Source organism: Aeromonas media, assembly GCF_020423125.1.
Classification (GTDB): Bacteria; Pseudomonadota; Gammaproteobacteria; order Enterobacterales; family Aeromonadaceae; genus Aeromonas; species Aeromonas media.
In genome coordinates, this window is record NZ_CP075564.1 from 4087494 (window position 1) to 4103085 (window position 15592).

Below are 15592 nucleotides of genomic sequence, written 5' to 3' on the forward strand. Positions count from 1 at the left end.
GGCCGCAACTCACGGCGGCCCCCTTGTCTCCCTCGCCTTCAGCCTTATGATCCCCTCTTCTGATTGACGGCCCTGCCATCCCTCAGACAGTACAGGCCTGGGTATCGGCCGCTTCCAGCAACAGACACTCGTCGGCATCCTCGCTCAGCCTGACCAGACGGCTGCGCACCAGACCCAGCTTGCCCAGCAGCGCCACAGATCGCTCGTTGCCCGGGGTGACGATGGCGATGACCCGCTCGATGCCGAGCCGCTCCCGCCCATCCTTGATCGCCGCCTGCGCCGCCTCTATGCCATAGCCCTGACCACGCCAGGCGGGCAGGAAGGCGTAGCCGATGTCTTCGCACGGCAGGGTGTCGCGCTTGATGAGCCCGCAGATGCCCAACTTGGCCTCGTCTTCCCGTCGCATCACCAGATAGAGACCGTGCCCGTGCTGGGCATAGCTGACCGCCGGCCCCTGCTGGATGTAGTTTTCGGCGTCGTCCAGGGTGCGGATCCCGCGATCGCCGATGTAGCGATGGAAATCGGGGTCGTTGAGCAGTTCGAGAATGAAGGGGGCATCGTCGGTATTGAGCTCGCGCAGGATGAGGCGCTCGGAGAAGATCATGGCAAAGGGCTCGTGTGATGAGAACAACAGCCATCAAGACTGCCCCCACAGCCAGCGCTTGGCAAGATCCCCGGCCAAAAGGAGGCCGTCTTGGACCGCAAACCGGCGACCACAGCCCCCGGCAGCCGACATTTAGTCCCTGCCACATGAGTCGCACGGCGGTTCCGGCTATACTGCCCGCCCTATCCCAATCCACAGTACAACAAACAGGAGATCCCCCATGACGGACACCACCGAGTTCTTTGACGAACAGACGCTGCTGGAGATGGTGGACAACCAGCTCGCCGACGGCCATCCCCTGCAGGTGAAAGCCACCCTGATGCGACTGGTGATGAAGGGCACCCCGCGGGACGAGGCGCTGCAATACATCGCCTGCGCCCTCGGTGCCGAGCTGATGGCCATGGAGGCCGAACAGGGCCCCTTCAATCTGACCCGCTACGCCGAGTTCCTCGACTGCCTGCCCGAGATGCCCTGGGCCGAATAACACCCCCTCATCAGGCAGGCCGCGCCAGCAGACATTATCATTACTGCCACCACCAATGACGGGAGTATGGGGCTATGCGCTGGCAAGATCGCCGTGAGAGCAGCAACGTGGAAGACAGGCGCCAACAGGGCAGTGGCAGCGGGGGCGGCGGCCTGCCCCTCGGCGGCAAGGGCCGCCTCATCCTGATTGTCGTGGTCATGGTGGCGGGTTACTACGGCGTGGACTTGAGCCCATTGCTCGACGAGCCGGCCCAGCAGAGCCAGGCGCCGCGCCAGAATGTGTCTCAGCCGGCCAGCGATCCCCTGGCCAGATTCACCTCTGTGATGCTCGCCTCCACCGAAGACACCTGGGGCGAGATCTTCTCCCGAAGCGGCAACCAGTATCAGCCCCCCAGGCTGGTGCTCTATCGCGGAGCCACCCAGACCGGCTGCGGTCAGGGCCAGTCCGTCATGGGCCCCTTCTACTGCCCGGCAGACAGCACCGTCTACATCGATCTCTCCTTCTATCAGGACATGCGCGACAAGCTCGGGGCCGATGGCGACTTCGCCCAGGGCTATGTGGTCGCCCACGAGGTGGGCCACCACGTGCAGTACCTGCTCGGCATCTCGACCAAGGTGCGCCAGCAACAGCAGGGGCTGAGCCAGGCCGGGCAGAACAGGTTGTCGGTCAAGCTGGAGCTGCAGGCCGACTGCTTCGCCGGAGTCTGGGGTCACCATATGGAGAAGGAGCAGGTGCTGGAGCACGGCGATCTGGAGGAGGCCCTCAACGCCGCCCAGGCCATCGGTGACGACCGCCTGCAGCAGCGTGGTCAGGGCCGGGTGGTGCCGGACAGCTTCACCCACGGCAGCTCGGCCCAGCGCCTCGCCTGGTTCAAGCGGGGCTTTGACAGCGGCAAGCCCGCTAGCTGCGACACCTTCGCAGCCCGCTGAGCCGGGCAGACGACAAGGCCGGGTCCCCAGGGATCCGGCCTTATCGCATCCAGCAAACGGGAGATGGACCTGCCGCCCTCAGGGGGCCTCATCCGGCAGCAGATCGGTAAAGACGAAGCCATCCCGCACCACTGTCTCCCCCACCCGGATCGCCAAGGGCCGCAGGAACATGGGGCCATCAAAGGCCAGGGTGTGGAACTCGCCGTTCTCGCCGCACGGATCCACCCCATCCGGCAGCGCCGCCAGCAGCACCTCGTCGAACTCGTGCCCCCCCAGGCTCATATCCAGCTTCTTGGGGTCGAGCGTGCAGATCCTGGCCCTCAAGCCGGCGGCCATCATCTCCTGCGCCAGCTCGCTCGTGTCGCTACCCCAGAGCGGGAACAGGGGCGCTATGCCGGTGCCCGCCAGCTGTTTCTCTCTATAGGCGCGCACATCTTCGAGGAAGAGATCCCCGAATGCCATGTGGCGGATCCCTATGGCCAGCACCTCGGCGATGAAGCCGGTCATGATCCGGCCATAGTCTTCGTTGCTGCAGGGCCAGGGCAGATCGATGCAGTGCAGTGGCAGCCCCACGCACGCAGCCTGCTCCGTCAGCAACTGCTTGCGCACCCCGTGCATGGCCACCCGCTCGAACGCCTGATTCAGGGTGGTGAAGAGTCCCACCACCTCGATCGCCGGATCCTGGCGCAAGCGATGCAGGGCCCAGGCGCTGTCTTTTCCGCTGCTCCAGGAGAGCAGTACCTTTTTCTTCGTCATGATCTCTCCAATCCCTTGTCGCAAGGTGCTGCAAGACAGTGTTGCGAATTGTGCGATTTACATCGAGGGACACAAAAGCATACCCTCGTGGGTGAGCGTATCCCCGCAGAACGTGGGGGAGAATAACTAAAAAAACGATGGGAAACATAAGGATATGACCACAGTCAGCACACATCATGACCACAATCGCCCCCTCAACCGACAGGATTACAAGACCCTGAGCCTGGCGGCGCTGGGCGGCGCCCTCGAATTCTACGACTTCATCATCTTCGTCTTCTTCGCCGTGGTGATAGGCGAGCTGTTCTTCCCGGCGGACATTCCCGAGTGGCTGCGCCAGTTCCAGACCTTCGGCATCTTCGCCGCCGGTTACCTGGCCCGCCCGCTGGGGGGCATCATCATGGCCCACTTCGGCGATCTCATCGGCCGCAAGCGGATGTTCACCCTCAGCATCATCCTGATGGCGCTGCCGACCCTGCTGATAGGCCTGCTGCCCACCTATGCCACCCTCGGCATCGTCGCCCCGCTGTTGCTGCTGTTGCTGCGGATCCTGCAAGGGGCCGCCATCGGGGGCGAAGTCCCGGGGGCCTGGGTCTTCGTGGCCGAACACGTGCCTGCCCGCCGGGTCGGCGTCGCCTGCGGCACCCTCACGGCAGGGCTGACGGCCGGCATACTGCTCGGCTCCCTGGTGGCCACCGCCATCAACCGCGGCATGAGCCCGATCGAGGTGAGCGAGTGGGGCTGGCGTCTGGCCTTCGTGCTCGGCGGTGTGTTCGGCATCGTCGCCATGTACCTGCGCCGCTGGCTGCACGAGACCCCGGTCTTCGCCGAGATGCAGGCCAACAAGGCCCTGGCCGAGGAGCTGCCCCTCAAGACGGTGCTCCGTGAACACAAGGGCAGCGTCATCGTCTCCATGCTGCTGACCTGGCTGCTCTCCGCCGGCATCGTCGTGGTGATCCTGATGACCCCGACCTATCTGCAGAAGGTGCATGGCATCAGCCCCGCCGATGCCCTGACCGCCAACTCCCTGGCCATCGTCGCGCTCACCCTGGGCTGCATCTTCTACGGTCGACTGATAGACAGCCTCGGCAGCGGCCCCACCTTCGTCCTGGGTTCCCTGCTGCTGGCCGGTGCCACCTATGCCTTCTACCACAGCCTGGCGGCGGGCATGGCTCAGCTGATACCGCTCTACATGCTGGCGGGCTTTGCGGTAGGGATCGTCGGCGCCGTGCCCTATGTCATGGTCAACGCCTTCCCGCCCGTGGTGCGCTTCTCCGGGCTGTCGTTCTCCTACAACGTGGCCTACGCCATCTTCGGCGGGCTCACTCCCATGCTGGTCACCCTCTGGATGAAGAACGACGTGCTGGCACCCTCCCACTATGTGGTCAGTCTGGCCGGTCTCGGCTTCGTACTGGGCCTCTGGCTCTGGCTGCGCCAGCGCACTCGGCGTCAGGTCACGCCACAAACCGCCTGATCAATACGGACCCCGGACTGTCGGGGCCCGCTTGTTCCGGCTATATTCAGCCGGGCTCCCGTAGAGTTGCCCCCCCTTAAGGCCAGACCCGCGTCTGGCCCTGTTGTTTGCCAACCACCCCGAGGTGCAAGATGTTTTTCCAGGTCGTATTCATCGCCTTGCTCGCGCTGCTTCCCATGGTCAATCCCCCCACCACGGCAACCCTGCTGCTGGGATTGAGCAAGGGCATGTCCCGTGAGCACATACGCCGTCAGATCAATCTGGCCGCCATCTATCTGTTCGCCACCCTCTGCGTCAGCTTCTTCATCGGATCCTCCATCCTGGATCTGTTCGGGATCTCCATTCCCGGTCTGCGGCTGGCCGGTGGCCTCATTATCGCCTTCATCGGCTTTCGCATGCTGTTCCCGGCCCCCAGCCAGGCCGCCGGGGTCGACATCAACCAGAGCATCGCCTTCGTGCCGCTCACCATGCCCAGCATGTGCGGGCCGGGCACCATGGCCCTGGTGATCAGCGGCGCCGCCCAGATTGCCGAGCTGCCCGACGAGTACAACCGTTTCGTCATCTATGCCGCCATGGTGACCGCCTTCGCCCTGATGAGCCTGCTCAGCTGGGGCGTGCTCAAGCTGGCGGATCCGGTCTGCAAGATCCTCGGTGCCACCGGCATCGACGCCATGACCCGCATCATGGGCTTCCTGCTGGTGTGCATGGGCATGCAATTCTGCATCAACGGCATCAAGGAGGTGGCGCAGGATCCCGTGTTCCACGGCGCAACTACGGTGCAGACAGCCCCTGCGTTGTCCCACGCACCCGATCACCTGCCGGCCCCGCACCAGCCCTGACTGAAAACGGTGTCATCTCGGCTCGGGAATCGTCACCGAAGTTGCGCCTGATCATGTTGTCCATGCTCGGATGGGTTAGTCTTTTTTTTGTACAGGCAGGGTTCAGAGGGTCGCGGCTAACGTGACCGATGCAGACCCAATCACTTGAGGAGACATGCAAATGGAAGAGATGCTGACCGAGATTGGAAGCTACAGCCTGTTTCATGAATATCTGAACGTAGTCGGGGCCGCCAGCCCAGCCCTGACCCGGATCAAGAGCAGATGGGAATACAAGCGAAGCGATCGGCTGGTCGCCCAGATCAGGATAGATCCGCAAGGCCACGCGCGATTCTATATCGATGCCCGTGCCATATCGGTCAACTGATCCCCATCAACCCCATTCACCCGCCCCGGTCCACTGACCGGGGTTTTTTATTGGTGCGCCCCAAAGAAAACAAAACCCCGGCGGTGGGCCGGGGTTTGATTGCGTAGAGTCATGCCGCTGCGCGGCCAAGCCAACCTAGGAAGTGCCGCCCACGGTGAGCTGATCCAGCTTGAGAGTGGGCTGACCGACGCCGACCGGCACGCTCTGCCCCTCCTTGCCGCAGACACCCACCCCGCGATCGAGCGCGAGATCGCTACCCACCATGGAAACCTGACTCATGGCCTCGGGGCCGTTGCCGATGAGCGTGGCACCCTTGATGGGGGCAGTGATCCTGCCATCCTCGATGAGGTAGGCCTCGGAGGCGGAGAAGACGAACTTGCCGGAGGTGATGTCCACCTGACCGCCGCCGAAGTTGGGGGCATAGATGCCCTTCTTCACCGAGGCGATGATCTCCGCCGGATCGTGCTGACCCGCCAGCATGTAGGTGTTAGTCATGCGCGGCATCGGCAGGGCGGCGTAGGATTCGCGGCGGCCGTTGCCGGTGAGCGGAACCCCCATCAGGCGGGCGTTCTGCTTGTCCTGCAGGTAGCCCTTGAGGATGCCGTTCTCGATCAGCACGTTGTAGCCCCCAGGCGTCCCCTCGTCGTCGATGGAGACGGAGCCGCGCCGACCCACCAGGGTGCCGTCATCGACTATGGTGCAGTGTTTGGAGGCGACCTGCTCGCCGATGCGACCGGCGAAGGCGGACGATCCCTTGCGGTTGAAGTCCCCCTCCAGCCCGTGACCCACCGCCTCGTGCAGCAGCACGCCGGGCCAGCCGGCACCCAGCACCACCGGCATGGTGCCGGCCGGCGCGTCTATGGCCTCGAGGTTCACCAGGGCCTGGCGCACCGCTTCGCGCACATAGCCAAACGCCCGGCTTTCCAGTCCGTCCAGCTCCAGGAAATAGTCGTAGCCGAAGCGACCGCCGCCCCCGGCGCTGCCGCGCTCCCGGCGATCGCCCTTCTCGGCGATGACGGTCACCGAGAGGCGCACCAGAGGGCGCACGTCGGCGGCCAGGGTGCCATCGGTAGCGGCCACCAGGATCTCTTCATAGACGCCACTGATGGAGGCCATCACCTGATTGATGGCGGGATCCAGGCTGCGGGCAAACTTGTCCATCTGCTCCAGCAGGGCGATCTTCTGCTGCTTGTCGAGGGTCTGCAGCGGATCCATGGCCGGATAGAGCAGGTTCGCTTCGGTTCTGGCCCAGGCTTTCACCTTGCCCTGGGCCCCGGCGGCGGCGATGCCGCGGGCGGCGGTCACCGACTGTTGCAGCGCCAGCAGGCTCAGCTCGTCCGAGTAGGCGAAGCCGGTCTTCTCGCCGCTGACGGCGCGCACCCCCACACCCTGATCGATGTTGTAGCTGCCATCCTTGACGATGCCGTCCTCCAGCATCCAGGACTCGTGCCAGCTGCGCTGGAAATAGAGGTCGCCGAACTCCACCTGATGGCTCATCAGGCTGCCGAGCAGCTGCTGCAGCCGCCCTTCGTCGAGATCGTTCGGGGCCAACAATGAGGCACTAACCTGGCTCAATAGACTCAATCTTTCTCTCCACTCTCGCTGTGAGAAGTCGTAACGGTTAATTCATCCGGTGTGGGTTCGTCGAGTGCAATCAGCGGAGCTCATGGCCCCCGGTGCCAATCAACGCCACGGCATCACAACAGCCGGGCATGTTGCAGCACCGGCATGGTGCGTTTCAATTCGTCGACCAGCCCGGGCTCCATCTTCGCCAGCACGGTGTCGCGCCCCGTGCGTTGACAGGCCAGCACCCGACCCCAGGGATCGATCACCATGCTGTGGCCCCAGGTCTGGCGCCCCGTCTCGTGAGTACCCCCCTGATTGGCGGCCACCACATAGCACTGGTTCTCGATGGCGCGAGCCCGCAAGAGCGGCTCCCAGTGCGCCTCGCCGGTCACGGCGGTGAAGGCGGCAGGCACCAGCAGCACGCGGGCACCGGCCCGGGCCAGCCGGCGATAGAGCTCGGGGAAGCGCAGATCATAACAGATAGAGAGGCCGAGGGGACCAAAGGGGGAGTCCAGCACCACGCACTCCTGGCCGGGGCTGAAGGTCTCGGACTCCCGGTAGCGGCCGTGGTTGTCGGCCACGTCCACGTCGAACAGGTGGATCTTGTGGTAGTGGCCTTTGAGCTCACCGCTGGAATCGAACACCAGCGAGCTGGTGTGGATATGGTCGGAACCGGCGATGGTGGTGGGCATGGCCCCAGCCACCAGCCAGATCCCGTGCTCCCGCGCCCAGGCGGCCAGCTGGGTCTGGATAGGGCCCTCACCCAGGGCCTCTGCGCCATCCAGATAGCCCTGGCGCTCGCCAAACAGGGCGAAGTTTTCAGGCAGCAGCACCAGCAAGGGGCGCTCCTTGGGCAGGGCCGCCAGCTCGGCGGCGATCTGTGCCCGGTTATCCTGCCAGTGACGGCCTGATATCAGCTGTATTGCGGCTAACCACATGACACGCTCCTTGTGATTGGGCAAGCCGCCGGACTCTGCATCCTCGGCTTGCGGGGGAATCCCTGCACTATGAGGGGTTCGGGCCCCGGACGAAAGGGTTTTGGCACCGCGATGCCGCTCCTCAGCGCTGGGCAGGCCCGCCGTGTTTGGGGGTCAGCAGGAAGGGGGTGACCTCCTCGGTGGGCAGATTCGGCGCCACCGCATCCACCGCCTGTTTCTGCTGCTGGTTGAGCTTGATACGGGCGCGATCCCGGCCCGCCTCGATCAGCTTGGGGTCGTCCAGCGGGCCCGAGACCCGGAAATCGATGCGAGTCACCACATCCACCACAGGTTCCAGCAGCTTGGAGAGCGCCAGCACATAGAGCCCGGTGATCGGGGTCAGGGAGAAAGCTGCCACCACCGGCAGGGTGCCCCCCAGGTTCGGCGAGAAGCTCAGATCGTAATCGAGGCGCCAGCGCACCAGATCGGCGACACCCTCGCCACGCAGGTTGCCGGCGGCCCCCTTCATGTAGAAGTCGTTGTTCTCCACCACCCCCTGCTTGATCTTGGCGGAGGCCGACATGGATTCGAAATAGAATCCCTTGTCGAACACATCACGAAAATCGAGGCGCAGCTTGCGCATCAGGGAGTCGAGGCTCAGCAGGGAGAGCAGGCGCGCCCCCTTGTCGTTGACCTCCCGCAGGGTGCCCCCCTCAAGCTGGTGGTCGGCACTGCCTGCCAGGGTCGGCAAGTCCAGCCGGTAGGGCACGTCACGCCAGCTCAGATCCAGCGCCAGCTTGCCCGGCGCGTCGCCGATGGGCGAGGTGAAGCCGAGTCGCTTGAGCAGCAGTTCGCTGTTCTGGGTGCTGAGGTGGGCACGGACCCGGGTCTGCATCTGGCCGGGCTGCGCCAGCCACTCGGCGCTCCCGCTCAGGGTGCTGCCGGCGAGCCGCATCTCCAGCCCCTTGAGATCGAGCCGGTTGGCGCCGGGTACCAGTTCGCCTTTCAGCTCCCCGAGGGGCAACTCCCCGAAGCGACAATCCACGCAGCTGAAGGTGAGCCAGGGGATGGCATCCATGATGGCCTTGTCCTGACGGGCATCGGGCTCGGGGCTGAGATCGGATCCCTTGCCTGACCAGTGAATACGAGCGAACTTGGCGTCGATGGGCTGCCTGTCCGTCACGGGAATGCGCACTACCCCCATCACCTCGGGGCTGTCGATCATCACCTCGGTGGCCAGGTTCACCGGCCCCACGGTGAAGTGCACCGCCTTGAGGTTGGCGCTGCCGATATCGGCCCGGGCGAGCAGACCATCGACCCCCCACTCCTGGGGCAGGAAGGCAGGGCCGACCACCGCGTTGCCGCTGCTCTGCGTCCCCTTGCCCGGCAACCAGCGCGTGAGCCGCGCCAGCCAGCCGGCCACGTCGGCCTGGGGCTGATTGATGGCGAGCAGCATGGGCTTGTCTTGCAGCACCCGGGCCCCGGGCTGGCCGACGTTGACCCGCACCCGGCTGAGGTAGGGAGCCCCCTCGCCGTACACCAGCCGGCTCTGCATATCCACATCGGCCCCCAGCACCGCGCGAATGTCGGCACTGCCGTCGCGGCCCCGTGCCGTGACCTTGAGGGGGAGCCGGCTCTCGGGCGCCTTGGTCAGCGGCACCGGCAGATCCAGCCCCATCCCCTGCAGGTTGGAGTCCAGCGCCAGCTGGAAGCTGAAGGCATTGTTCTCGGGCAGGGTCAGCCCCAGGGTCCCCGTCCAGTTGCTGCGTCCCTTGAGCATTTCTAGGGCAGGAATGTCCTGGCGCTGGCGGCTGCTGTCCCAGAGTCCCTTGAACTTGAGATCCGCCTGATAGCCGTGGGGCAACTGTTTGCCCCGGTAATCCAGGGTCAGCGGCTGGTTCCACAGGCTGGCCTTGAGGTTGCTGAAGTGCGTGTGCTCGTTGTCGTATTCGAGCCGTCCCTGCACCTTCTCCAGGGGCAGATCCAGGGTGGCGATCCTGACACTGTTGTCATGGAAGCTCGCCTCCCCGCTGGCCTTGACCTCGCCCTTGCCATCCAGCGGTATGTCGAGCTTGACCGTGCCCTCCATGGGACCACGGATCTCGATCTCCCGCAGCGCCTGACCCACAGAGCCCGCGAGGGGAGAATCCTGCAGGTAACCGCTGATGGCCTGCCCCTCCCCCTGGACCCTGGCATCCACATAGAGGTGCGCCCCGGGGGAGAGATCCGGGATCCAGGCATGCACAGCGTCGGATCTGGCCTTGCCGAGGCGAGTGGCGCTGCTGCGCATGTCCAGACCCGCGTTCTGGAACAGCAGATCGATCTGCAGGTCGGTGAGTGGCTGCCAACCGGGGAAGAACTCGTAGGTGGCCTGCTCCAGCGGTACGGCGACCTGGAAGACCCCCTTGCCGTTGTCGTAAGGGAAGTCCCGGAACTCGCCATACCAGAGCAGGTCAGCCCCCTTGGCCTTGCCCCCCTTGATGGCACCGCTCAGGTAGTCCACCAGACCGTCGCTCATCACGGCCAGCGGATAATAGCGATCCGCATGGGCCGCATTCTTCACGTCGATGCGGCCGGTCAGGGCGAGGAAGGGATGTTCAAAGAGCTCGAGGCGGAAACGACTGGCGAGGCGCAAATCCTCGTTATCCAGCGCAATGTCCTGGCCGTAGAGCACCCAGCCTTGCGTCTCGCGCCACCAGTCGAGGCGCGCAAAGAGGCTGTCCACCGGGATCGGCACCTTGAAGTGACGGGCGGGATCCACCTTGCCCTTGCCCAGGGTCAGGCGGGCGCTGCCCCCGACCGGGGTCAGCCAGAAGTCGCCGTCCAGTTTCTGCAGGCCGGGCACATCGTGCCAGGCCTTGGTCTCGAAGCCCCTGAGCTGGCCGCTCAGGGAGAGCCCCTGCCAGTCGCCATCTGCCTGCAGCACCAGCTCCTGCAACTTGCCCTTGGGCTGGGTATGTTTGAGGGTCGTGGTCAGCTCGGGATAGAGGCCGGACACCAGCTGGCTCAGGTTGGCGACCTGGTCGAGATCGATGGCGGGCACATAGCCCTGGATGCGGGAGCCGACCCGCTCTAGCTGCAACCGGCTCTGCAGCCAGGTCGCCCCGTCGAGCTTGAAGGTCACGTCGTGGCTGGCGAGCTGCCACTCCTCACCGTCGCGCCGCAGCTGGATCTTGCCGCCTCGCAGGTCGAGCCGGTGCGGCTCACCCTTGACCTCGTCCTTCCAGATCAGGTGGTTGTTGCCAAAGGCCAGCAGGGAGTTGCCGAGCCTCCCCCCCTCGAACTCGCTCCACAGCTGGAAGTCGAGCTGCCCGGTCACCCTGGGTTCGCCGGCATGGATCCGCGCCAGCATGGGACTGATGTCCAGCTCGCTGGCACCCAGGTAGAGCTGGCCCTTGAGCTTGTCGAGGCGCACTTGCGGGGCATCCACGTCGATGATGAGATCCAGGGTGCTCTCGCCCACCCCGTTGATCAGGTAGGCCTTGCCCACCCCCTGATGGCGCTTGCCGCGATTCTGCCAACGCAACTGGGCGATGTTGAGGGCACGCACCTCCCCCAGCGCCGTGGTGATGCTCAGTCGGCTGTCGTGAATGTCGAAGGTGGAGAGCTGGGTCAGCAGGAAGCGCAGCAGGGCCGCCTGCTGGCTGGGATTCTTGTCATTTTCCGGTGCCGCCGGCTGTGCCAGATCCAGCGCGATGTCGCCGTCGCTCAGCAACAACTGGCCGAACACCAGCTTCCAGTCGTTGAGGGAGCGCCAGAAGTCGAGGTGGGCCCACACCTTGCCGAGGCGCAGGGAAAAACGTCCCGAATCGGGGGCGATGGCGAGCTCTTGCAGCTCGAGGGCCGGGCCGCGCCGGGTCCAGCTCAACCCGACGTGCTCGACGCTCACCTCCAGCTGGTTGTCCCCCAGCAGGGTCGCTATCACGGCCTGCCGGTGCTGGTTGAGCAGGGGACCGCCAAGCCGTACCACGCTGACCAGGATGGCCAGCAGCACGAAGAGGACTCCGAGGGCCAACCAGCCCCGACTCAGCCAGCGATAGATCAATTACATCATCACCACATCGAATTGTTCCTGCCCACAGAGCGGCTCCGTCACCACCCTGACCTGCTTGCCGATGAAGACTTCCAGCTCCGCCAGACTGTGGGATTCCTCCCCTCGCAGGTAATCGGCCACCGAAGGCGCCGCATAGACGGTGAACTGATCCGCGTCGTAGGCACGGTTGACCCGGATGATCTCTCGCAGGATCTCGAAACAGACCGACTCCACCGTCTTGACCCGGCCGCGCCCCTTGCACTCGGGGCACTCGGAGCAGAGCACGTGTTCCAGGCTCTCCCGGGTGCGCTTGCGGGTCATCTCCACCAGGCCGAGCTGGGAGAAGCCGTTGACGTTGGTCTTGGCCCTGTCTTTCGCCAGCGCCAGCTCCAGGCTGTGCAGCACCCGGCGGCGGTGATCCTCGGACTGCATGTCGATGAAGTCGATGATGATGATGCCGCCCAGGTTGCGCAGGCGCAGGTGGCGGGCAATGGCGGCGGTGGCCTCGACGTTGGTGTTGAAGATGGTCTCTTCCAGGTTGCGATGGCCGACGAAGGCACCTGTGTTGATGTCCACCGTGGTCATGGCTTCGGTCTGGTCGATGATGAGGTAACCGCCGGATTTCAGCTCCACCTTGCGCTCAAGGGCACGCTGGATCTCGTTCTCCACGTCGTAGAGATCGAAGATGGGCGACTCGCCGGAGTAGTACTCCAGCTTGCTGGCCAGCTCGGGCACATACTCGCCGGTGAAGTGCGAAAGCAGCTCGAAGCTCTGGCGGGAATCGACGCGGATCTTGTCGAGTTCGGCGCCGACAAAGTCGCGCACTACCCGGAAGGCCAGGCTGGGATCCTCGTAGAGGATCTTGCACGGCGGGTACTTCTGCTTGCGCTCCAGGATCTTGCGCCACAGGCGCTTCAAGAAGGCGGCATCCTGCTCCAGCTCCTGCTCTCCCACCCCTTCGGCAGCGGTACGGATGATGTAGCCACCCAGCTCGTCCACATAGCCCGCCACGGTGCGCTTGAGGCGCTCGCGCTCCGCTTCGGACTCGATGCGCTGGGAGACGCCGACGTGAGCACTGCCCGGCATGAAGACCAGATAGCGGGACGGCAAGGTGATGTCGGTGGTGAGGCGGGCTCCCTTGGTGCCCAGCGGATCTTTAACCACCTGCACCATGATGTCCTGGCCCTGGCGCACCAGCTCGGCGATGTTGCCCGCCTGGAACTGCTCCTTCTCCTTGATCGCCACGCACTCGGTGTGGGGCACTATGTCGGAGGCGTGCAGGAAGGCGGCCTTGTCCATGCCGATGTCGACGAAGGCGGCCTGCATGCCGGGCAACACCCGGCTGATCTTGCCCTTGTAGATGTTGCCCACGATGCCGCGCTTGGCCTGACGTTCTACATGCACTTCCTGCAGCAGCCCGTTCTCGACCAGGGCGACCCGGGTCTCTGAGGGGGTGACGTTCACCAGCAGTTCTACTGACATAAGTTACCTTGCCTTTCTAGTTTTGAATTCTGGCACGACGAACAACGGGTAACTCAGCAGCGAACTGCTGACGAGGGGATTACCGGGTCTGCTCGAGGTGCTGCTTGATCAACAGATCCGTCTCCAGCAGGGGCAGGCCGACCACGGCGCTGTAGCTCCCCTCGATGCGGCTGACGAACTTGCCGGCTATTCCCTGGATGGCATAGGCACCGGCCTTGTCACAGGGTTCACCTGTGCGCCAGTAGGCCTCGATCTCGGCCTCGTCCAGCTTGCGGAATGCCACATTGGTGGTCACCAACCGCACATCGCAGCGATCCGGGGTAGCCAGTGCCACCGCCGTCATCACCTGATGGACCTTGCCGGAGAGCGCTTCCAGCATGTCTTTGGCATCGAGCAGGTCGGAGGGTTTCTCCAGCACCCTGTCTCCCAGCACCACTATGGTGTCGGCCCCCAGCACCGGCAATGCGGTCGGGGCCGCGGCCACACCGGCCATCGCCTTGTCACGGGCCAGCCGGCAGACATAATCCTGGGGCTTTTCGCCCGCGTCCCGCTGCTCGGGCACATCCAGCCTGAGCACCTCGAAGCGGTAGCCCAGCTGGGTCAGCAGTTCATGCCGGCGGGGTGAGCCCGAGGCGAGATAGAGTTGCAGTTCGTTGTGCTTGTTCATATTCACTCAATGAGGCGAGACGCAGTTACAATCCGTTGTTTTTGCTCATGTTCACTTGATATTGAAGCGACGGCGTACCTTGCGCAAGACCATAAAAATCCAGGGCCATATTAACATCGTCGTCAACGTCGACCAAAAATAGGCCAGATTGAGACTGGCACGGCTGAACAGGTGCTCGGCCCAGAACACGGTGATCTTGCCCACCAGGGAGAGCAGACCGATGATCAACGCCTGCTGCCAGAGGGAGAAGTTGCGGATCTTCTGGAACTGGAAGGCCGCCAGATAGGTGGTGATGGCCATGGCCATGGCCCTCACGCCGAGCGTGCTGCCGAGCAGCACGTCCAGCAGCAGGCCAGCCACCCAGGCGGTGCCGACGTTGGCCCGATGCGGCAGCGCCAGCGCCCAATAGATGAGGACCATGGCGAGCCAGTCCGGCCGGAAGGGTTCGAATTGAAAGGGAAGCGGCAGGATCGAGAGACACAGGGCCAGCAGGATCGAGATCCAGATCCAGATCCTGCCGCTGGCGGGTTGCAGCATCAGCGCGTTGCCTCCGCCGCCGAGGTAGCCGTCGCCGCAGAGGGCGTCGCGGCAGGCGCCAGGGCATCGTCGTCATGCACTTCCGGCTTCTTGTCGGTCCACAGCAGCAGCAGATAACGCAGCCTGTCCAGCGCCACCAGCGGCTTGGCCTCGATCTGGGCGAAGGGCTTGCCCTCCACATAGTCGGATCGGGTCACGGTCGCCACCGGATAGCCTTCCGGGAAGCGGCCGCCGAGGCCCGAGGTGACCAGCAGATCGCCAACCTGGACGTCGGTGTTGCGCGGCAGGTTGCGCAGCTCCAGCTTGTCCAGCTCGCCACTGCCGGAGGCGATGGCGCGCAGATCGTTGCGCAGCACCCGCACCGGGATGCCGTGGCTGGAGTCGGTGATGAGCAGGACGCGGCTGGTGGTGGAACCCACGTGCAGCACTTGACCAACCACCCCCTGATCGTTGATCACCGGCTGGCCGTTATAGACGCCGTCCAGCGCCCCCTTGTTGATCAGCACCTGATGGCTGAAGGGGTCGGAATCCACCGACAGCAGCTCGGCCACCATCTTGCGGGACTCCTTGTGCACAGGCGAACCGAGCAGCTCGCGCAGACGCTGATTCTCGTGCTCCAGCTGATCCAGCTTGAGCAGGCGGGAGCGCAGAGTTAACAGCTGCTGCTCCTGCTGCTTGGTCTGCTCGATCAAACTGGATCGGGTCTGCACCTGAGTCGACATGGTGTCGAGCAGGGTACCGGGCGCATTGGCGATGTATTGCAGCGGGCTGACCAGCGAACTCAGATAGACGCGGACGTGCGTGAACACACCGAAGCGGGAATCCGCGACGATGGCAGCGACAGAGATGATGACGGCGAGAAACAACCGTAACTGAAGCGAAGGGCCTCTACCAAAGATGGGTTTCATGAGTCGTCAAAAAAGAGCCGGCGCTCGGCCGGCTT

The 15592-nt window shown here is 64.3% G+C and carries 14 protein-coding genes; 5 read left to right on the plus strand and 9 right to left on the minus strand.

What is annotated here, in order from left to right; genetic code table 11:
- Positions 1 to 82 precede the first annotated feature (82 nt).
- Positions 83 to 604, minus strand: coding sequence for a GNAT family N-acetyltransferase (locus tag KI797_RS18925; RefSeq protein WP_041206779.1), 522 nt, complete (start codon positions 602 to 604; stop codon positions 83 to 85).
- 220 nt (positions 605 to 824) lie between these two features.
- Between KI797_RS18925 and KI797_RS18930 the strand changes: the two genes are divergently transcribed.
- The gene (locus KI797_RS18930) at positions 825 to 1088 is read left to right on the plus strand and encodes a hypothetical protein (protein WP_005331711.1); all 264 of its coding nucleotides are present in this window, start codon (positions 825 to 827) and stop codon (positions 1086 to 1088) included.
- 74 nt (positions 1089 to 1162) lie between these two features.
- On the plus strand, positions 1163 to 2017 hold the full coding sequence (gene ypfJ, locus KI797_RS18935; protein WP_226170618.1) for a KPN_02809 family neutral zinc metallopeptidase: 855 nt from the start codon (positions 1163 to 1165) through the stop codon (positions 2015 to 2017).
- Positions 2018 to 2095: 78 nt separating this feature from the next.
- Here the strand turns inward: ypfJ and KI797_RS18940 are convergent, their stop codons facing one another.
- Positions 2096 to 2773: an adenine nucleotide alpha hydrolase gene (locus KI797_RS18940; protein WP_226170621.1), complete on the minus strand. Its 678-nt coding sequence runs from the start codon at positions 2771 to 2773 to the stop codon at positions 2096 to 2098.
- A 154-nt stretch (positions 2774 to 2927) separates the two neighbouring features.
- Between KI797_RS18940 and KI797_RS18945 the strand changes: the two genes are divergently transcribed.
- From KI797_RS18945 to KI797_RS18955, 3 genes are all read left to right on the plus strand, one after another.
- Positions 2928 to 4244 (plus strand): MFS transporter, encoded by a 1317-nt coding sequence (locus KI797_RS18945; RefSeq protein ID WP_226170624.1) that lies wholly within the window; start codon positions 2928 to 2930, stop codon positions 4242 to 4244.
- Between the two features lie 131 nt (positions 4245 to 4375).
- Positions 4376 to 5083, plus strand: a complete 708-nt coding sequence (locus KI797_RS18950) for a MarC family NAAT transporter (protein WP_043130706.1) — start codon at positions 4376 to 4378, stop codon at positions 5081 to 5083.
- 160 nt (positions 5084 to 5243) lie between these two features.
- A complete protein-coding gene (locus KI797_RS18955) occupies positions 5244 to 5447 on the plus strand; it encodes a hypothetical protein (protein ID WP_041206780.1) in 204 nt (67 codons plus the stop codon).
- Positions 5448 to 5582: 135 nt separating this feature from the next.
- On the opposite strand, the gene tldD is transcribed toward KI797_RS18955, so the two are convergent.
- The 7 genes from tldD to mreC all read right to left on the minus strand — a co-directional run bounded on the left by tldD (position 5583) and on the right by mreC (position 15557).
- On the minus strand, positions 5583 to 7031 hold the full coding sequence (tldD, locus tag KI797_RS18960; RefSeq protein WP_162519299.1) for a metalloprotease TldD: 1449 nt from the start codon (positions 7029 to 7031) through the stop codon (positions 5583 to 5585).
- 113 nt (positions 7032 to 7144) lie between these two features.
- Positions 7145 to 7951: a carbon-nitrogen hydrolase family protein gene (locus tag KI797_RS18965; RefSeq protein WP_226170627.1), complete on the minus strand. Its 807-nt coding sequence runs from the start codon at positions 7949 to 7951 to the stop codon at positions 7145 to 7147.
- 121 nt (positions 7952 to 8072) lie between these two features.
- Complete coding sequence (locus KI797_RS18970) at positions 8073 to 11975, minus strand: YhdP family protein (RefSeq protein ID WP_226170630.1); 3903 nt, start codon at positions 11973 to 11975, stop codon at positions 8073 to 8075.
- Complete coding sequence (rng, locus tag KI797_RS18975; RefSeq protein ID WP_005328020.1) at positions 11976 to 13445, minus strand: ribonuclease G; 1470 nt, start codon at positions 13443 to 13445, stop codon at positions 11976 to 11978.
- A 79-nt stretch (positions 13446 to 13524) separates the two neighbouring features.
- Positions 13525 to 14112: a Maf family protein gene (locus KI797_RS18980; RefSeq protein WP_005328019.1), complete on the minus strand. Its 588-nt coding sequence runs from the start codon at positions 14110 to 14112 to the stop codon at positions 13525 to 13527.
- 51 nt (positions 14113 to 14163) lie between these two features.
- Positions 14164 to 14649, minus strand: a complete 486-nt coding sequence (gene mreD / locus KI797_RS18985; protein WP_005328018.1) for a rod shape-determining protein MreD — start codon at positions 14647 to 14649, stop codon at positions 14164 to 14166.
- Positions 14649 to 15557: a rod shape-determining protein MreC gene (mreC, locus tag KI797_RS18990; RefSeq protein WP_042648847.1), complete on the minus strand. Its 909-nt coding sequence runs from the start codon at positions 15555 to 15557 to the stop codon at positions 14649 to 14651. The genes mreD and mreC overlap by 1 nt, the downstream gene beginning before the upstream one ends.
- Positions 15558 to 15592 lie beyond the last annotated feature (35 nt).